This window comes from Candidatus Leptofilum sp., assembly GCF_965223285.1.
In the GTDB taxonomy this organism is placed as follows: domain Bacteria; phylum Chloroflexota; class Anaerolineae; order Promineifilales; family Promineifilaceae; genus Leptofilum.
The window spans coordinates 5,168,948-5,192,862 of sequence record NZ_OZ244997.1; the positions used below are offsets into that span (position 1 = coordinate 5,168,948).

Genomic DNA, 23,915 nt, shown 5'->3' on the forward strand with positions numbered 1-23,915 from the left:
ACGGAGATGCATGTTGTGTTGATAAAATTGTTTACCAGCTTTCTTTTGGAGCGACCCGCAAAAAAAAGGACCATGTCTGCCTGGGGTGAAAAATTAACCGCTAGCGGCAATTCAATTAGCCAAAAGCTGGATAAAAGCCCCGATAGTCAGCGTAATCGCCAAGTTTTGTCCCATATCATTGGCATTGAGCAGTGGGGGCAAAGTCGGCTGCGTGTTGGTTTAGGTGAGCCATTCAAACAGGAAGAATATAACAGTTATCGTCCCTCTAAAAACCGCAGCTGGGAGCAGCTAAAGACAGAGTTTCGTATAACGCGCCGTAAAACCGTAGCGCTGGCTGAAGAATTAGACAATAAGCAGGTAAATCAATCGACAACTGTAAAGCATAATCAGTACGGTAATATTTCTTTAGGAGCATGGCTACGTTATCTTCATTTGCACGCTAATTTGGAAAGTAAGCGTATAAAGTAAAAACGGGAAGGTTTTAGATTTTCCAGATTTCCCCAGTGACCAAAATGCCTAATTTTCAACACATTATTTCCTGGCTAGAGCTACCTGCTTTGGAGGGGGAGGAAGCAGTTCGTCAGGGATCGCTCATAAACCTTATTTTTAAGTGGGGTGTGCTTTTTCTTATTTCCACGCTGTTGATTTGGCCTTTATTTGCTGACTCCCCAAATGCACTATCTTACCTCTATATTTCTCTCGCTTTGCTGCTAGGGCTTGTGGTGGTTAAGCAGATTTTAAACAGAGGTTGGGTGCGTCAGGCTGGCTATTTACTTGCCGCTATGCTTTGGGTAACTTTCTGTATTGCTGCATTATTGAGTCCCGATGGTTTAGCAAGTACGCCATTTTGGGCGGCTGTTACCATTACGCCGATTTTGGCTGGCTTTATAAATGGTACGAATGCCAGCATCATTGTTACATTATTGAATTGGGGCATGGGCGGGTACATTATGTGGCTGGATCTAACTGATCCGCTTCGAAATGTAGCTTACTATGAAGCCCCACTGTTTCGATACTTGGCTTTGATGGTGATGGCTTCTGTCTTTCCTGTGATTGTGTTTATTTGGCAGCGGAATTTACAGGATGCCTTGAACCACGTGCGGCTCTCGGAACAGGCTGAGGCAGAAACGGCCGCTTACCGGTTGCAAAATGAAGCGTTAGAAGCGGCCGTTACCGCACGTACCAGCGCATTGGAAGAGTCGCTCACCCGTGAGCAACAGATGGCGGAAAAGCTGACCCTGGCATTAGAGTCTGAAACGCAGCTCGGTGAACTGCAATCTCGCATTATCACGGTGGTGTCCCATGAATTTCGCACACCGCTTTCTGTTATTAATAGCTCTGCTGAACTGCTGCGAAAGTTTTATGACCGCCTGCCAGAAGATCGCCGCGAGGCGGCCCACACGCGCATTCGCGAATCCATTTTTTACCTGAATGATTTGCTAAAAGATGTCACATTGGTAGACCAGGCGCAGCGGGCCACGATACGGCCGTCTTACCAAACCTTCACCTTTAGCGATTTATGCCAGGAATTGGTGCGTAGATTGCTGATGGAGGTGTCTGACCCCAATCGGGTGCGCTGCCATTTTGCGCAGGGCGTTGATGTGCCAGTGCAGACAGACATTAACCTACTCCAACAAATCGCGGCCAACCTCATCTCAAACGGACTGAAATATTCAGATAGAGACAGTTTTGTCGAGGTGCATTTTCGGCTGGATAGCACACAGTTGTTTGTAGAAGTAATCGATCAGGGCATTGGGATTCCACAGCATGAGCAATCGCGCATCTACGAACTGTTTTACCGCGCCAGCAACGTGGATGAGCGGCGCGGTTTGGGATTGGGTCTGTTTATTGTGCAGTTAATTACCAAGTTGCTGCAAGGCAGCGTGCATTTGCAAAGTGGTGGAGAGGGTCAGGGGGCAACCTTTGAAGTACGGCTGCCCCTGCTGCCGCAGTTGACAAATGGGGGTGGCTAGCAGCCAATGGCGTTGCCGCTACACCATCGCCGCTTTCAGATTCGCAACGGCCGTTTCCTCAATCGCTTGAATCTTTTCCAAATGAGCTGCCATGTTTTCCCGAAATGCCACTACTTCTTGCGTGTTTAGCGGGAACTCCGTTTCTGACTGTTTCAACAACGCTTTTTCTTCCTGTTTAAGCTGGGCGATTTGCTCAACCGCTGCGCTACCCTGGCTGTGCAGCAAATCCCGCTGCTGCAACAAAATGTGGCGCATCCGGCCTAGTATGGGAACCTCGTCGGGCAGAACGGCCGTGCCAAACGCATCCCACGCCTCACCACTCTGCCGGAACTGGGCCGCCACCTCATCGAGGGCTGGTTTGCTCAAAATCTGGCTCGCTTCTTCTAGAAAATCAGCAAAAACGTCGCGCTCAGCATATCCCACATTGCCAAAACAGTTGATGCTGTCAAAGACGCCCATCAGCCCAGCCAACATCTTGCGCCCGGCGGGGAACTCTTTTTCCCAGCTAAGGCGAGTTTTGGGGCGGGTGAGCAGCTTGATCCAGTGCAGGTATGCTGCCAAACCAAAATTGTTTTTGGACCCTTTGGGTGGTTTTTCGGTGTACAGCTTGATGCAATCCCAAATGCCTGCCTGCACCGCGCTGGGCAATTTGTCTGGCATTGGCGGCTCCAGCGTAAGAATGCGGAACTTGTCTTTTTTGACGCGGGCGCGGGCGGTGTGCAGCACTTCGGTACTGATGGTGAGCGGGATGGGCGCGCGGTCGGCGATGTGAACGGTATCGGCCGTTTCATCATAGCCGTACACCAGGATGGGATACATGCCCCACATTCCTTCATCGTACGGCATAGCGCTGTACGGTAAACTGAAATGGTCGGCCCAAACGATGGCGGGTTCGCCACTTTCTAACGTGTCAATCAGATTGGCCACAGCTTTTGTGGGGCTGCTGGTGTGGCGGCGGTGCTGCACCACGCCCAGCCGCGCCAGCATGGTGTCTAGCGGGTCGAAGGTGTTGCGGGTGAGCAGGCGGCAAATCGGATCGTACCCTTCATAGGCAAAAGAAAAGTAGCCCATCACCGCGCCGCCGCTGACGCCCATGAGCAAGGCTTCGCTGTACGGTCGTCCCGTGTGTGGTGCTTTTACCCCGGTGTAGGCTAAAAAGTTAGCCACGGTTCCAGTTTCCCAATGACGGCCGTTAAATTGGTTGTAATCCTCTAAAATTGGCATGTTTTCCTCCGAGCAAGTTGTTTAGACACAGTATACGGCCGTTTCCCAACCATCTTGAAAAATAGAGACATGGTATGCACTTTTGTGCTTTGGCCAAAGAGGTTCTAGAGGAGCTTATGGTGCAAAAACGCCAGCGGGGTGGCAGCCAAGCTGTTGGTCGGCGGCGTTTGCTTCCAACCCTTCCAGGTAGTCAAACAGTTCATCATCCGGCGGGTACCGTTTGGATTCGGCCCAGCCGCCCGCGACCAGTTCAGCATTGACCAACACCTCATCCACATAGACGTAGCGCAGCAGCCGGTCGAACCGATCGGTGTTGCTCTCATCTTGCACCAGGCGCACGGTTTGCCCCTCTACCCAGGCGGCGTTGGCGTTGGTGGCGTCGGCAAAACAGGCTTCGTCCCGCTCCGGCGTGTCTATGCCGATGTAGCGCACGCGGTAGGTACGGCCGTCCAGCAGCACGCGGATCGTATCCCCGTCGATGACCTCGGTGACAACGGCCGTTTCGCTGGGTGCATTAGGTAATTGTGGGGCATCAGAGGCAAGTACGTCGCCGCTGGGGGCAGGGGGCGGCAGCAGATCACACGCCGCCAAAAGCAGCACCAGCAAAAGCAGCCAGCGCAAGGGAGAGTTGTCGAAATTGTAAGTCTTTTTCATGGGGCGGGATTATACAGCAGCGGGGAGTTTGGAGATTAGTTAGATTCAGACAGATAGTGCTCCACAATCCAGAGCTCTGCTTCCTGCGGCGTGGCCGCAAAGCCAACGAAGCCATTTTCTATGCGCTCATCCCAGATGCGGTAGCCATTTTCCCCCTGAAAATGACCGTAGCTGTAGGGGGCAGTTTGTAAAACGGCCGTTATCTCCCGACCATCTAGCAGAGCAGCTACGCGCTGTTGTCTTTGCCGCATCTGCCACCGCTTTTTCAGCCAATCGTACAGGGCAAATAGCCCCAATGGCCACAGGACAATCGCCAGCAATATTGTTAAAAAGGTTTTCAGTTGTTTCTTCATTGTTCTTACCTTGCGGAAGCCCAACCTTTCGTAAACGTGCTGCGCCCGCTCATTCTCGCCGATATTCATTGGCTCCTGTCCAATTTAGGGGCTGTAGAGACCGTATCCCCGCGCCCACTTTCTCGACGTTATTTCATTTCTTGTTGGTCGCACCAGGCAATAACAATGGCAGCAAGCTCCTCTTTTTTCGCTTCAAGATCATCAAAGCTGGTAAATTTCATGCTGCGGGCTTCTTTGCCGTCCCCTTCCAGATTAGGGAAATCACCTGGAATAAATTTTCCTTTATGAAACATGAGGCTGGCATGTTTCTTGGCTTTCGGGAAAAAGCTCGCCAGATTGCCACGATAGACAAAGGTGGGAGCTTGCCACTTGATCGTTTCTTCAATGCGTTCGTCTGCGGCCAGAATCGCTTCCCGAACCGCCTGAACCAGTTCCTTCATCGGATTGTCATAATTTTTAAACCAGTCATCAACCACAGAATTTTTATTCATCACATTGTCCTTTATGAAGCAAAGTCAAAGCTCCATCATCCAATCATCGTACTCAAATCTGAACCTGGCACTGGCATCAAGACATCGTTTCTTTCTAACCTATTTATTCAATTTAGGTGGTTTAACGATGGCTTGACTGTAAACTTGTAGCCGCTTTTCGTCAGATTCAAAACTAATAACTTCTTTTGATTGGGGTGACTGGAAAATTACAGCTATTAATACGATTAAATCCAACAATGCAAATACTGAAACGACTGCAACTTCGGAAGCCCACTTTTTACTAAATGATAAACTCAGACCGCCAACTCCTATCACAAAAAGAAACAACATAGATCCTATGTAATATGTTGACAGAAGCAACGGGACAGTGCCTTTGAAGCGATCCCTTACCCTACCTCTAATTTGCGGTAACCAAGGCTGTGCTTGTTCTAGAAGAAGTCCTTCTGCATAATATGATGACAAAAGCGTTTGATACACCTTGATATCTAATATCCAAAGCAGAGCTATGCCAACCGATGCAATAAATGCTAAAGCTGCCCCTAATAATGTTGGTGGGAACGGAAAGTCGCCTTCATTTGAAAATATAAAAGCAATAGCCCCAATTGTTCCAAGTAACCAAGTGGAAGCCAATAAACGATATTTTTCCTGTGTAACATTGAAATGACGCTCAGTTTCACCGATTTCAATATAAAAGGACCAGATTTCCGATCGTGAGTAATTTAATACATCATTTTTCTTTAGAGTGTGATTGACTTCTTCTGACATTCTTCCTCCAAATATATTCTCAAAATATCAGTCTAAATTGATTTAATATGGGCCATTATTGCCCCAATAAACTTTGATTTAGCCCTCTTATATTGAACGTTTGGTACATATTTTTTCCCTTATTACCTACAAAGCCATCTCTCGCAGATTCAAATACTTTTTCTATTAGTGATTTTGCATTCAACCAGACCTGACAAGTTTGCTCGCGAGGCAAATTGCGGCGTGAGAAACCCTGTCAGGTCTCGCGTCGCAAAGTATAGTGAGGAAAATGGTTTCTAAGACGGCCGTTTTCAGTTCAATGATAATAGGGGGAGTGGATACGGCCGTTTCACCCCTCCCAAACCCAAACAGGTCGCAAAAGCAGTACGGCGAGGCCGCCGACCACAGCCCACCCAGAAGATCAAGCAGCAGCAAAGGGATGTGTTAATTATTAACGAGAAGTCCGGACGAACTTTACCCCATTTCGACTTGCAGAATCTGGTTCGTTCCATCGAAGGGTATTCTCATCGAGGAGGACAATGGTGTCATTGGAATTCACGTTGATCGTATTGTTGGTAACCGGTTCATCAATAATTACCGTTATCGTGGCTGAACCATTTCTTAACCCCTCTCCCCACATATCAATTGTGATAACAGGCCACCTATCGCCATCTTCCGTCATTATTTCGGAATCAAGACAAATTTGAAAGCCAACTAAGTCAATGTTATCGTCCATCGCTTCGTTGACCCATACACCTTCAAATGGTGTTGTAGGTGAATTAGAGGAAATCTCGCAAATATTTGCAATCGGAATATCGACTGAGGGTTCACTAGAGACTGGCTCATCGCCGCTAACAGCGTCTCCCTCCTCTCCGGCTATCTCGAAGCACCACATCGGCAAGCCCATTCCTAAAGGATCGCCCTGAATAAAGCAGTAGCGACCTGGATTTAAGGCAGCACGCGGCTGAAGTTCTAACACCCCCTCATCATTTGGACTGGCTGTATAGTCCAGTTCTTCTTTGGGACGAATGGAGAAAAATTGGAGATATTGCAGCTGCGTATTGGGTTGCCATAGCAAAACCACAGGTTGTGAATCTGGTGCAATAGGAACACCATTAAGGTCATTGAAACTTGGCACACCAAATGCAGTACCCTGCTCAAGCTCAATTAACTCATTAGCGTCCACCAAAAACGCGCCAAAGTATGGTGGTTCCGGGTTTCCTCCACCACAAGCCGATAATATGGTTAACAAAGAAATTAACAACACACCTTTTAAAAACAAATTTCGATACGCTTTCATTTTTCTTTCCTCCATCTGGGTTTTTGCATTCTCGGTTTTCGGTTGTTTAAACTGTACACTTGCTTTTTTTGTCGGACTTTGATTTAGGTGAAATTATTCTAAAAGATTGAAATTGATGTGGCAAATCAAATATTTGTAAGATTAGCTACCGCTATTTTGTAACGGGAAAAGGATGTGGATAATTAACGCATGTGTGAATTGCGAAAGCGTTGGATTGCTGTTTTGCTGTTGGTTGCTTTGTCCTTGCTAGGTTGTGATGGGTTTGGGCAGGCTACGCCGTTACCCACAAATGTTCCAACCTTCCCAACTTCACAACCCATCACCAACCCACCCACACCCGTTTTGCCCAGCCCTACACCGCCGCCCATCAGTGCCCCGCTGCCCACCGCCACCTACGACGCCACGCTGGACGATTGGACCATCCTCGTCTACATGGACGCGGACAACAATTTGGAGCTGCCGGGGCTGCTGGACCTGAATGAGATGGAAGCGGCGGGTAGCAGTGAGCAGGTCAACGTCATTGTGCAGGTGGATCGCGCGCTGGGCGAAACCAACCTAGACGGCGACTGGAGCGACACCCGCCGCTACCGCATTTTGCCAGACGCGGACCGTGAGTTGCTCAACTCGGAGCCGCTGCAAAGCCTGGGTGAGCAAAACATGGGCGATCCGGCGGTGCTGGCCGATTTTATTAGCTGGGGCATCCAGAGCTTCCCGGCCAATCGGTACGCGCTCATCATCTGGGACCACGGGGCGGGCTGGAGCGGCATTGCCTACGACGGCGACGCACCCACCTTCGACGGCGGCGATCACATCAGCCTGCCGGATTTGCAGGGTGCGCTGGAGATTGGTTTGGCCGAAGCGGGTGTGCCCACGCTGGACGTGATAGGCTTTGACGCCTGCCTGATGGGGCAGCTGGACGTGTTCCAGGCGGTACGGCCGTTCACCCAATACGCCGTCGGTTCAGGAGAACTCACACCGGGGCTGGGCTGGGATTATGAATCACTGCTGCGCACCCTGTACGCCAATCCGGCCGTGGACGGCCGTTCCCTGGCCAGCAGCATGGTGAGCGAATTTTTGAACTTTTATACGGCCGTTCAGCCCGACGATTTTGTCACCATGTCGGCGGTAGAGTTGAGCCAGCTTGATGGCCTGACGCTAGCGGTTGAGGGGTTGGCCAATGCTCTCACAGTGGAACCTGCCTTCGTGGCTAGTGCGGTGGGCGACGCCCGCAGCGGCGCAGCCACCTTTGCTCGCGTCTACCCAGACAGCTTTGAGCAGTACGCCGCGATTGATTTGCACCATTTCGCCTCAATTTTGGCGCAGCGCAGCCCGGATGATGCGGTCGTCACTGCCGCCAAAGGTGTGATGACCGCCGTCAATAATGCCGTCATCGCCAACGGTACGGGAGCAGGATTGAAGAACAGCCAGGGGGTGGCGATTTACTTTCCGCGGAACGGCCGTTTTTACGACGCCGATTACAGTAGCACGACCCAACTCACCGCCTGGGACGCTTTTTTGCAAACGTACCACGCCGTCGGCCAGGCAGAACTGCCCCCACCTTTCGTGAATCTGAGCGCGGCGCAGGCTCCCGTGGCTGGGCTGCAAAACCCCGCCTTCATCAACTTCCAGGTGATTGGCCGGGATGTGGATAACGTGGCGCTCATTGCGGGGCGGTATTTGGAAGACGGCCGTCAGCTTTTGCTAGAGTACGACCATCTCAACCCCGAACCCACCTTTTTGCCCGACGGTAGCGAGATTGTTGAGTGGCGCGACGGTGTGCATGACGATTTTTACGTCTGGGAGACGGAAGTCACCTACCTGTACGACAGTTTCGACAACGGTGACTTTGTGGTGATGTGGCCCACCGAGCCGGGCAGCACCCTGTTTACTGTCCAGGGCCGCTACCGTCGCGCCGACGGCAACAATTATGTGGACGCCAATCTCGTTTTCGACCACCGCACCGCCAGCCTGACGCGCGTCTGGACGGTGCAATCTGATGCCACTGACGCACCGGCCGAGCTGCTGCCTCAGCCGGGCGACGAGTTCCAGCTTTACACGCTTTTCTACACCGAGGACGGCATTGAGCGGGAACCCGGCTCCAGCCTGTTCTTCGACGACAATCGAGATCTTTATTTTGAATGGCGACCATTGCCAGACGGCCGTCACTTTTTTGGCTTTCAAGCGGAAAATGTTGCGGGAGAAACGGCCGTTTCCTTCATCGACCTCACCGTAGACAACAGCGTCCTCACGCCCGGCTACGAAGCATATCTGGACCCCTACCTCGGCTTCCAATTTTTGTACCCGGAAGCATGGTTCCGTCCTCGCTATCAGGACACCTTGCTCTACACCAGCCAGCAGCAGGGCAGCACCCAGTTCCAGGTGACCATCTACCCCAATCTGGATGCAGCCATCACGCCTGAAACGCTTAAGGCGCAAACGCTCCAGCAGTTTGGCGCGGTAGATACCTTGTTTGAAAACGAGGTGCTGGTGGCTGGGCAGCCCGCCTTGCGCACGGTGTACGGCTACAATAAGCCAGAAGAAGGAGAACGCACCGGCATCTTTCTTACCTTTGTGGACAACGGCACTGGCTTTGTGGTGGATGTGGATGGCCTTTCGATTGACGAAGCCACTACCCAGGCCGTCGTGCAGACCCTCGCAAATAGCTGGACTTACCGCGATGTAGGCATCGGTCTCCAGCCTGGTCGCTGGCCGATTGCCACGCTAGACGGCTTTACGGTGGCGCAACCTGCCACGTTTGCCTACCAGCAGGTGGGCAGTTGGGAATGGTTTGGCGCAGGGGTCACCACCTTTGTGGCTCTCCGCACAGAGCCAACCACGCTCGATACGCTGGGCGTTGTCACCTCGCTGGTGCGTGACGCCGGCGCAGACGTGCAGAACTTTGAGGTGGGCGAGCCATATGAATTTCCGCTAGGTGGTCTGGTTTGGCTGCGGGTTGATTTTAGCTATGAGGACCCGGAAGCTGGCACGGTGTGGGGATTCCTCATGGCGCGAGTAGAAGACGAGCAAGACATCGTCGCCTGGGTCGAAGCGCCAGCGAGCCAGTACAATCAGCTAGAAAACAGCGTCTTCCTTACCATGATTGCTGACCTCGCGTTGCGGTAAAACTCCCACCTGTCATTCTGACCGCAGGGAAGAATCCCGCAAGGATACAGTTGCCAACCGGTTCACTAAGCAAAGAGTCTGGCTGCTGTGACTTGGTGGGGATGCTTCGTTGTATTTGGCATGACAAGGGGTGGGGCTTACGGCCGTTCGCTATCCACCAATTTTGGCAAGGGGCCAGTTTGTAGATGGGTCATCACCGCGGTAAGGCGTTTGGATAGATCGCGAAGCTGCGTGAAGCTGATTGGCTTGTGCAAGACGAGATCAGCCTGATTATGCAGTTCTTCCCCTCGGCGCGTATCGGCAGTGACAACGATAAACACGGTGTGTTCAAATCGCGGTAGTTTGCGAATTTCCTCAAGCAAACGGTCGCCCTTGTAGAACGGCAGATGAACATCCAGCACAATTAAATCAGGGGTTTCGGTTGCCAAATAGTGCTTGGCTGTTGCGCCATCGGCGAGGCTAGTGGTGCGGAAGCCAGCAGCCGTTAGGGCCAGCGTAAATATTTGTGCCAGGTCGGGAACATCTTCAACGATTAGTGCGCGAGGGGTCTTCATTCAAATTCCCTTTGTGTCAGTTTGCAAGGTGCTTCTTTGACACGGGAAATGATGGTGGGTCACAAAATGATTGTCAGGCAACGGCCGTTGCGCCACCGCGTCTGTTATCGCCTGCGGCAACCAGTCGGCCGTTTGCCGTGCGAGAAACAGAGTGTGCCCCGCCAAAGTAAATGCTGCGTACTGGCCACCGATTCACCGGATACCCCATCCCCTCCAACTCGTCCACCGCCTTTGGCTGATACCCTAACTCACACTGGAGCGCACCATCCTCGACGTGTACGCGTGCGGTGTTTACGGCGTCGTCTAGCGACATCTGGTAATCTAGCAAATTGCTAAGTACCTGCATAATGGCACTGCGAATGCGAATGCTGCCGCCGCTGCCCAGCACCAGCCGCGTTTGCCCATCTTTCAACACCACGACGGGGGTCATCATGGTAGGCAGCCGCTGCCCGGCAGGGCGGGTGTGGAAGCCGTTGGGGTGCAAATCGGCCTCGCCCATCATGTTGTTGGGGATGTATCCGGTGCCTGGCACCACGTACCCGGCAGATTCCCCGGCCGTGGTGGTAAGGCTCACGGCCAGCCCGTCGCCATCTACCACGCTGAGGTGGCTGGTGTTGTTGGGCGCAGGTGGTTCCGGGGCAAAGGGGGAGGCACTTTTACTGATGAGGGCGTCCTGCACCTCTTCCACATATGCTTTCACAAAGCGATCGTCTAAAAAGCGGCCGATCGCTTCCTCCACAGGCAGCACATCGCTGGCCTCCTCCCACAGGTTACGCGCCCGATTGGTCGCTACCATAATTTCGTACAGCAGTTGCAGATGGCTGGCAGAGCCGTGCGGCCGTTTTTGCATATCAAAATGGGCCAGCAGCTTGAGGGTAAAGGCCGTCAGTACACCCCCGGTGGAACTTGGCGGCGGGAGCAAGATTTCATATTCACGGTAGGGCAAACGAATCGAGGGGAGCTTGTGGACGCGGTAGTTATCCAGATCGGCTTGGGTAAGGAGACCGCCATTTTTAATCTGGTCAGCAACCAGAGCTTGGGCCAACGCGCCCGTTTGAGCATAGGTTGCCCCTTCGCGGGCCAGCGTTTGCAGCGTGTCGTACAGATTAGGGACGTACAATCTTTCGCCAGTGCGAATCATACGGCCGTTTGCCGAAAAAATGGCGCGCATCCCGGCCGTGTAGGTGTACAGGGGGTGCAGCAGGGTGCAGGTTTCTGCCTGGAAGGGGGCGATGAGTAGACCCTCCTTGGCCAGTTGCAGGGCTGGTTGGAGCAATGTTTCTAGCGGCAGACGGCCGTAATCTGCCGCCATTTGGCACAATCCAGCAATGTTCCCCGGCACCGCCACCGAAGCCCGCCCTAGCTGGAAATCTTGCGTGGTCGCCCCAAAATCAATTGTTACTTCATGGAAATCCTTGGGGTTTGGCGGTGCACCCTCCAGCCCAGGCGTGTTGCTGAAAAAATCGTAGACGAGAGAACGGCCGCTTTCTGGGTCATACAGATGGGCAATACCGCTGCCACCCAGGTGCACCACGCCAATTTCGGCAATAAATGAGGCAAAAGAGGCGGCGACGGCAGCATCCACTGCGTTACCCCCTGCTTGCAAAATTTGTTGTCCAGCAGCGGCCGTACCTGCATCCCCGGCGGCAATCACTCCACGCATAAAAAAGAGTCTCCTTCATGTAAATTCTCTCGTGGCTTAGTTTACACGATTTTTTAGCGGAGGCTTGGAAATTTTATACCAAGGAACGAAGGCAGGAAGAGACGAAAGGGAAACTTTCTTAGTTTCTTGGTCGCTTTGTTCCTTTGTATAAAAAAGCCTTAACGTCCACACTATTGGCAGAACCAATTCGCCTAAAACGAGGGTTCGTGATAGAAAAACCAAACAATTATTGTCACAGAATGAGTTATAATGCCTGATTGCTCAATCCTCTAAAATCTCTGTGTTCTCTGTGGCTTTTTTACAAGGAAGGTCGTATGAATCGCAACAATATTTCTGCCATTTTGCAGGAGCATTTCGAAGCAAACTTACCCAACTATTTAGACATGCTGCATCAGATGGTAGATATCAACAGCTTCACCGCCAACGCTGTCGGGGTGAATGCCCTTGGTAAGATGACGGCCGAACTGTTTGCCCCGCTTGGCTTTGAAGCAGAGTTTATCCAGTCGGCCATTATGCATTACGGCAAACATCTGGTGCTCACGCGGAACGGCCGTACCAACAAAACCATTGGCCTCGTCTCCCACCACGACACGGTATTCCCCGCCCATGAAGAGGAACGCAATAACTTTCATTGGCGCGAAGAGGGAGACCGCATTTACGGTCCCGGCACGGTAGATATCAAGGGTGGCACGGTTCTCATCTACATGATGCTTGAGGCGTTGCAGCAGCACGTTCCAGAGCAGTTCGACGCCATCAACTGGGTCATTCTCATTGATGCGTCTGAGGAGGCCGAGGCAGAAGATTTCGGCCGTTTGTGCGCCAAGCGGCTGGCTGGGCCGAATACCCTAGGTTGCCTCATTTTTGAAGGCGGCAGCAAGGTAGACGACACGTATCAGATTGTGGTTGCCCGCAAAGGCATGGCCATCTTCCAGGTAAAAACGGAAGGTCGTGCCTCTCACGCCGGCAGCTTCCATCCCAACGGGGCCAATGCGGTGGTGCAGATGGCGCACACCATCCTCAAGCTGGCGGCCATCACCAACTACGAGCGGCAGGTGACGGTAAACGTTGGCACCATGCGGGGGGGCGTGGTGACCAACCGCGTGCCGCACGATGCAGAATCCTGGCTGGAGATGCGTACCTTCAAGCCTGCGGTCTTTGCGGAAACGGTAGACGAGATTTTGGCCCTCAATGGGCAATCTGATGTGCATAGTCCGCTGGATGGTTATGCCTGCTCGGTAGAAGTGAATTTGTACCGGCAAACGCCACCGTGGGCGCGGAATGAAGCGACAGATCGCCTGTTCAACGTCTGGAAAGAGGCGGGCGAATCGCTGGGTTTCACCATTTTGCCCGAGGAGCGGGGTGGTTTGAGCGATGGCAATCATTTTTGGACGGAGGTGCCTTGCATCGACGGGCTGGGGCCATCTGGGGGCAATGCCCACTGCTCGGAGCGTAGCGAGGATGGCAGTAAAGATCAGGAATTTGTGATGGTCAGTTCATTTGTGCCGAAAGCAACGCTGAATACGATGGCGGTACTCAATTTGATCGGAGCGTTTGATGAGTCGTAGCAAAAAGCGAGGGCGTATGGGGCTTGTTGGTTGGATAATTCTTGGAATATTGGTAGTGGCGGTGGGTACGGCCGTTTGGTACGGCAATCGCATCATTGGGCAAAGCGCAGACAGATTGCTCTATCCACGGCGCACCCAGCCCAGCCAAACTCCCGCCGACTTTGGCCTCACCGCCGAAACGGTGCAATTCACTGCGGCCGATGGCGTGACGATAGCCGCCTGGTTTGTGCCGCCGCCCGAAGATGGGAGTGGCGCGGTACTCATTTACGCACATGGGTTTGGTGGCAATCGGGGCGCGCTGCTGGTTCAAGCCGCCGCCATGCACCAGGCAGGGTATGGTGCCTTGCTGGTAGATTTGCGCAATCATGGTGAGAGTGGTGACGCTATTTCCACTTGGGGCCTAGCCGAAGCGAACGATCTGATTGCCGCCTTTGGCTATCTGCAAACGCACCCAGAGGTGGACTCCGCTCGGATCGGTTTGGTTGGCAAATCAATGGGGGGTGCTGCCGCTGCCTTGGCCGCTGCCCAACTCCCTGATTTGGCCGTGCTGGTGCTGGAAAGCACCTACGCTAGTTTGGAAGAAAACATGGTCAACATTATGCCTAGCATTGCCCGTGCGCCGGGTTTTCTGGCTCCCACCGTGTTCAGCCGAATAAACGCAGCGACAGACGAACCGCTCACCGAGATTCGGACGGCGGATATTGTGCCAAATTTAGCTATGCCGCTGCTGATTATGCACGGCGAGCAGGATCGCATCGTGCCAGTGGCGCAAGGGCGTACCATTTTTGCCGCTGCTAACGAGCCAAAGCAACTGCACACCATTCCCGGCGCGGGTCATCTGAACATCTTCACCGTAGACCCCGATACCTTTACGGCGCAAATGCAGGCATTTTTAGCTGAACATTTACCGTAACCTCGGTGCATTGATTTTAGGCAAGAAAGCAGCAGGAAGGATTGAATGATCTCTTATAATCGACTGGGAACTTTAGCAGCTTGGGTATTGGCATTGGGGTGGTTGGTGGCTGTGGGCGTAAATCTATTTGTTTGGTTTCCGCAAATTCAGGAATTGCCGCCAGGCTTTTGGGACAGCAGCGAACTTTTCTTGGCGTTTGTGCGCGACAATGCACTCTCCTGGCGAATATTTCATGTTGGGGCGACGGTGGGCTTGTGTGCGGCCGTTTTCCTGGTAGGTCATTTAGCAGAGTTGAGGCGTGGAGATAGCTGTGCGCGTGGATTCACCACACTGGGCATTGTGGGGGCTGCCTTTGGCCTGATTGCCAGCCTCATTGACCAGTTGGGCACGCCTGTGGTGGCCCGCTTTGCGCAGGGCAACCCGCTGTTTGTGGCCCAAATTTGGGATTACATGGAGCCGATTCGTGATAGTGGTCTAAAGACGATTAGCTTTGCTTTTATGGGGCTGTGGCTCATTTGGCTGGCGGGCAAGCTGCGGCCAGAATCGCTGCGATTCGGTCAGTTTACCAACGTGGTGGGCATTGCGCTGACGCTGCTGGCCTTGATTGAAGCCTTGGTGCCGCCGCCGCTCGCGTACACCATTGGCGAAACGGGCATTGGCGGATTTGCCATCTTGCTGATTCCTATTTGGGGGTTGTGGCTGGCGCGCTGGTTTTGGCAGCGGGAGCTGGCGGAAGCTGGCAGCGAATGAGCGCGAATTTACCCGAATTGTTTCTTTTCGCGCTAATTCGGGTTAATTCGCTGCAAAAAATGGATGTATTTATTTGATGAAACTATTGAAAACGGCCGTTCGCCTTTTAGCACGAATAGTCACGGGCATCATGGCTCTGGTGCTTTTGCTGGGCTGGTACGCGGCGATGACGGTCTTTTTGTTTTCGCTGCGGGATGAAACGCGCTCGGCAGATGCGGCCATTGTGTTAGGAGCAGCGGTTTGGGGAGAACGGCCGTCGCCCATTTTCCGGGAGCGAATTAACCATGCCGTTCAGCTTTACCAAAACGGCACAGTAGAAAAGCTGATTTTTACGGGCGGCGTGGGCAACCGTGATGAGCTGGCCGAAGCAGAAGTGGGGCGCAATGTCGCTATCGCGCAGGGCGTCAATCCTGATGACATTTTGGTCGAAACAACCTCCACCTCTACGTTTGAAAATCTGCAAAGCGGCCAACTGGTAGCCCAGCAAAATGGGCTAGAAACGTTTCTCATCGTCAGCACGCCCAACCATATGCGCCGGGCGTTGGCAGTCGCCAATGATTTGCAGATGGCGGCGTACAGTTCGCCCACGCGCTCCATTCGCTGGATTAGCCCTGCGACGCGAACTTTTTCTTACGTGCGGGAAGTGGTGGCGTTTTCCGTCTATTTATTGAATTTAGGTTAGTGGCTGGCGGTTAGTGGTAGTTTTTTACTAACCCCTAGCAACCAGCCACTCCAAGGAATAATTATGACCCTCGATTGGGATGCCCTTTTGCAATATTGCATTGATTTTACGCAGCGGCTAATCCAGATGCCGAGTATGCCGTTTGAAGAGGCGCAGCTTGCGGAGCTGGTGGCGGCCGAATTGCAGCGGCTCAATTTTGATCAGGTGTGGATTGACGAGATTGGGAATGTAAACGGCCGTATCCGGGGCACCGATCCATCTTTGGGCGCATTGGTTTTGAACACGCATTTAGATCACGTCGATCCGGGCGAACCCAGCCTCTGGTCTGTGCCCCCCTACAGCGGCACAATCGTTGGCGACCGCATTGTGGGGCGGGGTGCCTGCGACATCAAGGGGCCGCTGGCGGTCCAGGTATACAGCATGGCGGCACTGCTGCGAATGGGCATCCGCCCCCGCCGAGACGTGGTTTTTAGCGGCGTGGTGCAGGAAGAAATCGGCGGCGCGGGTGCAAAACATTGGGTAGAGAACCTGGATTATTCGGTGGACTTGGTGGTTTTGGGTGAGCCGTCAGATAATAAAATTGCGTTGGGTCATCGAGGGATTGCGCAGATGTGGGTGCAGTTTAACGGCCGTTCCGTCCATGCCAGCGTGCCAGAGAAAGGTGTGAACCCCAACTACGCCCTCGCTAAATTTTTGCAGGATTTACAGGCGGCAAAAAGTGAGTTGTCGGCACATGAACTGCTAGGGAAAACCACCGTTTCCCCCACCATTATCGAGGTAGACACCAAAAGCACCAACGTGACTCCCGCCTGGACGCGCGTTTGCCTCGATTTCCGCACGGCAAGCGAGAGCCACCAAAGCCTCTGCGACTTTGTGCGGCGCGTGGCTGGCGCTCAGCCCGTCGTGCTGGAAGATGGTTTTTGCACCACCCCCACCCCTTTTCCCGACTCCGACGAAACAATCTACGGCTTTTACACCCCACCCAATGACGAAAAAGTACAGCGTGCCCAGGCGCTCATCAGTGCGGGCATGGAGTGTGAGGCCAAATTGAGCAGTTACCAGTTTGCTACAGACGGCCGTCACTTTGTCCCACACGGCCTCACCATGATTGGCTACGCCGCCAGCGAAGAAAGCCAGGCGCACGTGGTAGACGAACACATCTCCATTCCCAAAATGGCCGAAAGCCTGCGGGGGCATGTGGAGTTAATCAAAAACTACTAATTTGCTTTGCAGGAGGGCAAAGTGATGAATAATAAGTTTGCCAGTCAACAGGAAATGGCCCAATTTCTTAACGGGTTGCGGGATTTGGTACTCACAGAAACGGCCGCACAGCGCAAGCAAGTTCACACCCAATGGGAAAAACCACTTTCTACCCGCGTTGCCGAAGGCTTCGCCATTGAAAACGTTGGCCTCAAAGAAATTCGCAAAGATGGGCTCATTGAGCTGACCTGTTCGCGCAATATTTCCCGTTTTCGTGAAGGCGACATCCTCTGTTTAAGTCGCAACAATCCTTTTGCCCACGATCATCTCATGGTCAATTTAGTTGAAGATGAAGAAACTGAACTCATCATCTCTTGCGAGAGCCCGGTGGAATGGGACAAGGTTTTTGAGGTGAAAGACGGTTGGACGCTTGACATGGGTTTCATTGATTTGAGCAGCTACATCACCACCGCGCTAGCTGAGGCTGGGGATTCAGGTGTTGGGCGACAGCAAATTTTGCCCCTGTTGATGGGCAAATTAAAGCCTCAAATTGATCCAGGCTATTATGCAAAAGGCTTGGAAATTGCTGAAACGCTGGAACTCAACTGGGATCAATGTAATGCAATGGCAAATGCGTATGCCACCGAGTTGGCTTTTTTAGTGCAGGGGCCGCCCGGTACTGGGAAAACGCGCGTATTAGCCACATTGGCGCGGGCTTTGGTGAGCGATGGGGAGCGCGTGCTGATCTGTTCGTTTACGCACCGCGCCATCAATAATGCGCTAAACGCCCTTTACAAGCAGGATAACCAGATTGACGTGATCAAAGTGGGGCATCCCATCCAGGCCAAAGATTTGCTGGTGAAAAATTATGAGACGTTTCACGTGTCGCCGTTGGCTGATAAGCGGGGTGGCTATGTGGTTGGTGCTACCCCTTTTGCCACGCGCACGCAGCGGCTTGGCTCGGTCACATTTGACACGGTTATTTTTGATGAGGCCAGCCAAATTACGCTGCCTTTGGCCGTGATGGGCATGTTGGCTGGGCAAAAATATATCTTTTTTGGGGATGACAAACAGCTCCCTCCAGTTTTGACAACGCGCCTAACAGGAGGAGCTTTTAGCAATTCAGTGTTTGGTTATCTAAAGAAACATACCCCCACAATGTTAACGGAAACTTACCGCATGAATGAGGCTTTGACGGAGTGGCCAAGCCAACAATTTTACGGTGGCTTACTGGTGTCTGTTCCGACGGCGGCGCAGCGGCAGATTGAGCTGCCATCTCCACCCAATCGTTTAGAAGATATTTTAGACCCGGATGAACCAAAACTATTTTGGGATTTGGCACATCGCAATAATTCTTTTTACAGTGAGCGGGAAGCGTATGCGGTGGTAGATTTGATCACCACATTGCTGGGTTGCGATTTTCCGGCTGAGGAAATTGGGGTGGTGGCTCCGTATCGGGCGCAGGGGCGGCTGATTCGGAATTTACTGCGGAAGTTTGTGCCGGATACGGCCGTTCGCCAAAAAATCGTTGTGGATACCGTAGAACGAATGCAAGGTCAGGAACGGGATTTGATCATTGTTTCTTTAACCACTTCTAACCCCGCCTTTGCCGCCCGCGTGGCCGACTTTTATTTTCAGCCAGAGCGTCTCAATGTGGCGATCACGCGCCCACGCAAAAAGCTAATCATTGTGGGCAGCCGCTTTATTTTGAATACCAAGACAACAGATCCAGATTTGCAGAAAACGGTAGATTTGTTAGAGAGTTTGTTGGAAAGCTGTGCTTACATTTTGCAGACTGATTTAGCAACGCCAACTGTTTGGGAAAGTAATTGGTAACTATAATATGGCAACACTTATCCCCACCACGCCCATTCAGGGCTCGCCCCCAGAAGTTATTCGACTGTTCAACGTGATGAAGCGGCTGCCAGATGAGGCGATTGTTTGCCAGCGGCTGCCCGTTTTGCACGGGTCAGGGCCAGATTTTTGCTTGATCTGGCATGAGCGTTTATTGTTTTTTGCCGTTTCTGAGGCAACTGCCTTAGACGTGCAGCGAAATCAGCAGCCCGATTTGTTTGGTGAAGCAGCCAAAGCAATTGGCACTGAGGAAGAAAGCAGATTGCACGATTTTTTGCAAACTGTGGCTGATATTGCGAACTTGCCCGGAGCCGTTCTCTTCCCCAATGTTTCTGAAAAGCAGCTAAAAACTGTCCGTCTGGAAGAAACTGCAATTCAGTGGGTGGGCAAAGAGCATTTATCCCCGGCGCGTTTTTCTGAATGGCTAAACGGCCGTCTCTCCCAACCCCTCTCCCCGCAGCAAATTGACCAAATTCGGCAGCAATTTACGCCAGAAGTGGTTGTGCCTTCCGTTTTTACCGTGCGCCAGCCCACAGAGCGGCATATCGAAGCCAAACTCGACAACTATTTATTGGATTATGACCAGGAACATGCCCTGAAGCTGGATTTGAATTTAACCAAAGCAGGGCATGACACGGCTAAAGATTACAAATTGCGCCTGATTAACGGGGTGGCGGGCAGCGGCAAATCGCTCATTGTAATTTACCGCGCTCACATGCTGCGCCGCTTGTTCCCCGACAAGAAAATCCTGCTGCTAACCCATAATCGTGCCCTTATTCAAGATTTGCGTCGCCGCTATGCGCGCCTTAGTGATGGTGATAAAGCCGTGGAGATGCGGACGTTTATGGGCTGGTGCTACCGCCATTGGCCAAGAAGTAACCAGTGGCGCAAGCTGGTACGCTATCGTGATCGGCTGGATTTAGTCACGCAGGTTTGGCATGAGCAATTGCGGGATACGGCCGTTTCCGAACAAATGCTCATGGATGAAATTGATTGGTACAAAGATCGGCTGCTGTTTAGCGAAGCGGATTATTTGTCTGCTGACCGGTCTGGACGCGGCTTTGCCCTAACAGAATCTATGCGTCAAAAAATGTTTGCTGCTATGCAAGGCTATCATCGTGGCTTGCAAAAAAGGCAGCTAATGGATTGGGGAGACGTCCCCCGCCAACTGTGGCGACTGTGGCACGAGGGCGAGGTGGCCTTGCCCCATTACGACATTATTCTGGTAGATGAAGCCCAATTTTTTGCGCCGCTTTGGTTCGAGATTATCAAGCGCATTTTAACGCCACAAACTGGACATCTCTTCCTGGTGGCAGATGCCAGCCAGGGCTTCTTGAAGCGGAAGCAATCCTGGTTATCCAGTGGGCTAGAGGTGCGCGGGCGCGTGCATCGCCTCACCAAAAGCTACCGCACCACCCGTGAGATTTTGGACTTTGCCACCTTGCTTTACCGCAGGCGATTGCCCGATGATGATGACGACATCGTTGTTCCCGATGTGGCTAACATGCCGCACGGTGTACTGCCCGTTGTTCTTTCGCTCACCAGCGAACAAGATGAAGTGACGCGGGTTATCAATGAAATTCGGCAATTACATCAAAATGGCGTGCCCTGGCGAGATATTTTGATCATTCACGCCAGTCGGGAGGAAACATCCCACATCATCACCCGCTTGAACCGGGCGTTTGGGGCGAATACGGCCGTTGACCCCGGCAAAGATAATCCCCAAAATCAGATACGGGTTTGTTCCTTAAATGCGGCCACTGGGCTAGAAAGCCCCATTGTGTTCTTGATGGGCACACATGATCTGTATGAAATGGAGCAGAGCATCCGCCTATCTGATGAAGAGCGTGCCGAATTGGTGCGGGACAATACGCGAAAATTATATATGGCTATCACCCGTGCAGGGCAGCGTTTGGTGATAACTTACGTAGGTCATTTACCTGAGATTTTCCAGATTGATTAAGGAGTTATTCCCCAATGGTGCTTAAACCGATTCGATTTGGCCTTTTGTTAAGCATTATTTTGTTAAGCGCGGCGATAGTTGGCTGCAGCACGGAAGAAGAAGCTGAGATTAACTTGCCGGAGGTGGCCTGCACACCAGGGGATGTGAATGCCGATCCGCCATTTGTCGTTGCCGAGACGCGCACGGCCGTTCCCCCAGAAACCTTCCTCGCCGACCAAATCGAAAATTATTACGGCGTTGAGCTAATCGAAAACAGGCTTACCAACACCGCTGCATTTTGCGATTTGTTTGAGATGGCCGATGAAGAAGCGGCCATCGAAATGTTGACCCGTACCTGCACTGTACCCCAAATGGAAGAAGCAGAACCGCCCACTGTGGGGCAAGAGGTGTGTGCGTTGCAAAATACGGGCTTTCGCATGGTGAACTTCCGTCAGGGGCGAGTAGTGGTTTCTATTTTGGCAGATTTGGGTGGGTTTGGCGTGGATGAATGGGCTGTGGCGGTGAACGGCCGTTTACAGGGAAGTAATTGAGTAAAGAGGTAATTACTCAATTACCCAGTTACTTTGCTAGCCAGCAAACAATCGCCAAATTTGGGCCACAAAGAAGGTGACGATAAAACCCATCACCAAGGGCAGCAGGGCGGCAACGGCCGTCCACTTTTTGCTGCCGGTTTCTTTGTAAATGGTGTAGATGGTGGTGCTGCACGGGTTGTGGAGGAGGGAGAAGAGCATGAGGTTAACGGCCGTTAGCAACGTCCAGCCCCCAGCCTCAAACAAAGCCAGTGTGTCTGCTTGCGATTCCAGCTCAAACATCACGCCCGCGCCCTCGCCGCCAGCCACGCCCGTGACCAACACCGTCAGCATCAGCACCGTGGGAATCACAATTTCGTTGGCCGGGATGGCGACGATGTAGGCCACCAAAATGACGCCGTTCAGCCCAAACAGCAAACCCACCGGATTCAAAAAGCTAATCAGATGCTCGGCAATGCTGGCACCACTAATCATCACGTTGGCACTCAGCCAGATGACGGCTCCGGCGGGCAGGGCAAACACAATGGCGCGCCACAGCACAATCAGCGTGCGGTCAATGATCGAGGTGTAAATCGTTTGCATAATGCGCGGTGGGCGGTACGGTGGTAGTTCTAAGCTAAAGGTGGACACTTCCCCCTTCAGCATGGTGCGGGACAGCCCCCAGGAAACCGCAAAGCTCAACAAAACGCCTAGCAGGGCAATCCCCACCACCGACAGCGCGGAAATGAGCCCACCTAGGTAAGCAGGCACCAAGCCCCCAATAAAAATGGCGGCGATGAGAATTTGCGTGGGCCAACGGCCGTTGCACAAAGCAAAATTATTCGTGATGATCGCAATCAAACGCTCACGTGGGCTGTCGATGATGCGGGTGGCTACCACGCCCGCCGCATTGCAGCCAAAGCCCATCATCATGCTCAATGCCTGCTTGCCGTGCGCGCCCGATTTGCGGAACATATTGTCCAAATTAAAGGCCACGCGGGGCAGATAGCCAAAATCCTCCAGCAAGGTAAACAGCGGGAAGAAGATGGCCATCGGCGGCAGCATCACGCTAATCACCCAGGCTGTGCCAAGGTACATGCCGTCAATTAACAAGCCGCTCAGCCACCAGGGGAAGTTGAGGAAGTCGGCACCCTGATGCAGTAACGGCACCATCGTGTCGATGAGCAGCGTGGCCAGCATGGACGAAGGCACGTTTGCGCCGCTAATCGTCAACCAGAAGACGGCGGTGAACAGCAAAATCATCATTGGGAAGCCCCAAATGCGGCTGGTGACGATGCGGTCGATGGTGCGATCCATGTCGAAGCGGGGTTTTTCGTCGGGGCGGGTCACGGCGCGGTCTGCTAGTTTGGTCGCTTCCGTGTAAATGCCTTCCATGAGCTGCTCATGAAACTGGGGGCCGATTTCCCAGCGCAGCGATTCGGCCGTTTGCAAAATGTCCATTGGATCTGTTGTGGGATTGATAGTTGTCATGAGACCACCTCCAGCGGAATCGCTTGGTTCGCCATCTCCGGCGAATCTTTCAGGCTCACTAATTCAGGTCGGGTTAGATCGCCAAGTTCACCTTTTTGCACCGCCTGCATGATGCGTTCATCCCCGTCGAGCAGCCGCAGGGCCACCCAGCGGGCATTGGGCAAACCGGGGAACGCAGCTTCAATTTGGGGAACCAATTTGTCCAGTGCTTGCTTAATGGCCGGTGATTCTGATTTGGCGCGGTAAGGTTTGCACACAAATTGGCCGGTGGCTACATCATGGATGGCGGCCAGCAGTTCTGGCAGCCCTTCTCCTTGCCGAGCGGCCGTTGGCACCACCGGTACGCCCAAATCCCGCGCCAGTCGTCGTTCATCTACGGTCAGGTTGTGGCGTCGGGCTTCGTCAATCAAGTTCAGGCAAACGACAGCTCGGTCGGTGATTTCTAGCACTTGCAGCACCAGATTCAGGTTGCGTTCCAGCCGGGTGGCGTCTACTACAATCACCGTCACGTCTGGCTGGCCAAACAAAATAAAGTCACGGGCAACTTCTTCATCCAGGCTCGTGGAGAGCAAGGAGTAGGTGCCGGGCAGATCGACAATCTTGTACTGTTTGTTGCCGTAGCGAAAGCCTCCCTCGGCGCGGGTGACGGTTTTGCCTGGCCAATTGCCAGTGTGCTGCCGCAGCCCGGTGAGCGCGTTGAAAACGGTGCTCTTGCCGGTGTTGGGGTTGCCTGCCAGGGCAATAACAAAATCTGAATTTTCCATATTCACGCCCAGCTTGCGGAGGTTGCCTGCGTTATGCATGGGGCAGCCTTCACAGTTGGCGGTGGAGGGTGATGCGGTTCGTTTGGTTTCCATAGTTTTCTTTTCGGAGATGGAGATTGGAGATTAAAAGCGTTCAATCTCTAAT

General features: G+C 52.8%; 19 protein-coding genes and 1 pseudogene. 11 read left to right on the forward strand and 9 right to left on the reverse strand.

Annotation, left to right across the window (positions count from 1 at the left end):
• Positions 1-6: 6 nt before the first annotated feature.
• Complete coding sequence (locus tag ACOQPU_RS23295) at positions 7-468, forward strand: hypothetical protein (protein ID WP_420642231.1); 462 nt, start codon at positions 7-9, stop codon at positions 466-468.
• 44 nt (positions 469-512) lie between these two features.
• Positions 513-1,973 (forward strand): sensor histidine kinase, encoded by a 1,461-nt coding sequence (locus ACOQPU_RS23300; protein ID WP_420642232.1) that lies wholly within the window; start codon positions 513-515, stop codon positions 1,971-1,973.
• Positions 1,974-1,991: 18 nt separating this feature from the next.
• Here the strand turns inward: ACOQPU_RS23300 and ACOQPU_RS23305 are convergent, their stop codons facing one another.
• The 6 genes from ACOQPU_RS23305 to ACOQPU_RS23330 form a co-directional block, all read right to left on the reverse strand.
• A complete protein-coding gene (locus ACOQPU_RS23305; protein ID WP_420642233.1) occupies positions 1,992-3,197 on the reverse strand; it encodes a BtrH N-terminal domain-containing protein in 1,206 nt (401 codons plus the stop codon).
• 114 nt (positions 3,198-3,311) lie between these two features.
• The gene (locus ACOQPU_RS23310; RefSeq protein WP_420642234.1) at positions 3,312-3,851 is read right to left on the reverse strand and encodes a thermonuclease family protein; all 540 of its coding nucleotides are present in this window, start codon (positions 3,849-3,851) and stop codon (positions 3,312-3,314) included.
• A gap of 35 nt (positions 3,852-3,886) precedes the next feature.
• On the reverse strand, positions 3,887-4,273 hold the full coding sequence (locus tag ACOQPU_RS23315) for a hypothetical protein (RefSeq protein ID WP_420642235.1): 387 nt from the start codon (positions 4,271-4,273) through the stop codon (positions 3,887-3,889).
• 59 nt (positions 4,274-4,332) lie between these two features.
• On the reverse strand, positions 4,333-4,695 hold the full coding sequence (locus ACOQPU_RS23320; protein ID WP_420642236.1) for a DUF1801 domain-containing protein: 363 nt from the start codon (positions 4,693-4,695) through the stop codon (positions 4,333-4,335).
• A 99-nt stretch (positions 4,696-4,794) separates the two neighbouring features.
• Positions 4,795-5,460 carry a hypothetical protein gene (locus ACOQPU_RS23325; RefSeq protein WP_420642237.1) on the reverse strand — a complete coding sequence of 222 codons (666 nt, stop codon included), beginning with the start codon at positions 5,458-5,460 and terminating at the stop codon, positions 4,795-4,797.
• Positions 5,461-5,890: 430 nt separating this feature from the next.
• Positions 5,891-6,739: a hypothetical protein gene (locus tag ACOQPU_RS23330; protein WP_420642238.1), complete on the reverse strand. Its 849-nt coding sequence runs from the start codon at positions 6,737-6,739 to the stop codon at positions 5,891-5,893.
• 189 nt (positions 6,740-6,928) lie between these two features.
• On the opposite strand from ACOQPU_RS23330, the gene ACOQPU_RS23335 reads away from it, so the two are divergent.
• Positions 6,929-9,862 (forward strand): clostripain-related cysteine peptidase, encoded by a 2,934-nt coding sequence (locus ACOQPU_RS23335; protein WP_420642239.1) that lies wholly within the window; start codon positions 6,929-6,931, stop codon positions 9,860-9,862.
• Between the two features lie 137 nt (positions 9,863-9,999).
• Here ACOQPU_RS23335 and ACOQPU_RS23340 read toward each other — a convergent pair whose 3' ends face one another.
• Positions 10,000-10,416, reverse strand: coding sequence for a response regulator (locus ACOQPU_RS23340; RefSeq protein WP_420642240.1), 417 nt, complete (start codon positions 10,414-10,416; stop codon positions 10,000-10,002).
• Positions 10,417-10,489: 73 nt separating this feature from the next.
• Positions 10,490-12,079: a gamma-glutamyltransferase family protein gene (locus tag ACOQPU_RS23345; RefSeq protein WP_420642241.1), complete on the reverse strand. Its 1,590-nt coding sequence runs from the start codon at positions 12,077-12,079 to the stop codon at positions 10,490-10,492.
• Between the two features lie 314 nt (positions 12,080-12,393).
• Between ACOQPU_RS23345 and ACOQPU_RS23350 the strand changes: the two genes are divergently transcribed.
• The 8 genes from ACOQPU_RS23350 (at position 12,394) to ACOQPU_RS23385 (ending at position 21,536) form a co-directional block, all read left to right on the forward strand.
• A complete protein-coding gene (locus ACOQPU_RS23350; protein WP_420642242.1) occupies positions 12,394-13,644 on the forward strand; it encodes a M20/M25/M40 family metallo-hydrolase in 1,251 nt (416 codons plus the stop codon).
• A complete protein-coding gene (locus ACOQPU_RS23355) occupies positions 13,634-14,557 on the forward strand; it encodes an alpha/beta hydrolase (RefSeq protein WP_420627175.1) in 924 nt (307 codons plus the stop codon). The genes ACOQPU_RS23350 and ACOQPU_RS23355 overlap by 11 nt, the downstream gene beginning before the upstream one ends.
• A 45-nt stretch (positions 14,558-14,602) precedes the next feature.
• A complete protein-coding gene (locus ACOQPU_RS23360) occupies positions 14,603-15,307 on the forward strand; it encodes a hypothetical protein (RefSeq protein ID WP_420627176.1) in 705 nt (234 codons plus the stop codon).
• A 76-nt stretch (positions 15,308-15,383) separates the two neighbouring features.
• The gene (locus ACOQPU_RS23365; RefSeq protein WP_420627177.1) at positions 15,384-15,989 is read left to right on the forward strand and encodes a YdcF family protein; all 606 of its coding nucleotides are present in this window, start codon (positions 15,384-15,386) and stop codon (positions 15,987-15,989) included.
• 63 nt (positions 15,990-16,052) lie between these two features.
• Positions 16,053-17,210 (forward strand): M20 family metallopeptidase, encoded by a 1,158-nt coding sequence (locus ACOQPU_RS23370; RefSeq protein ID WP_420627178.1) that lies wholly within the window; start codon positions 16,053-16,055, stop codon positions 17,208-17,210.
• Between the two features lie 24 nt (positions 17,211-17,234).
• Positions 17,235-19,025, forward strand: coding sequence for a DEAD/DEAH box helicase (locus ACOQPU_RS23375; RefSeq protein ID WP_420642243.1), 1,791 nt, complete (start codon positions 17,235-17,237; stop codon positions 19,023-19,025).
• 7 nt (positions 19,026-19,032) lie between these two features.
• Entirely contained in the window at positions 19,033-21,006 is a 1,974-nt protein-coding gene (locus ACOQPU_RS23380) for a UvrD-helicase domain-containing protein (RefSeq protein WP_420642244.1), read from the forward strand.
• Positions 21,007-21,020: 14 nt separating this feature from the next.
• Positions 21,021-21,536, forward strand: a complete 516-nt coding sequence (locus ACOQPU_RS23385; protein ID WP_420642245.1) for a hypothetical protein — start codon at positions 21,021-21,023, stop codon at positions 21,534-21,536.
• A gap of 36 nt (positions 21,537-21,572) precedes the next feature.
• On the opposite strand, the pseudogene feoB reads toward ACOQPU_RS23385, so the two are convergent.
• Positions 21,573-23,863: pseudogene (gene feoB / locus ACOQPU_RS23390) on the reverse strand (ferrous iron transport protein B).
• Positions 23,864-23,915 lie beyond the last annotated feature (52 nt).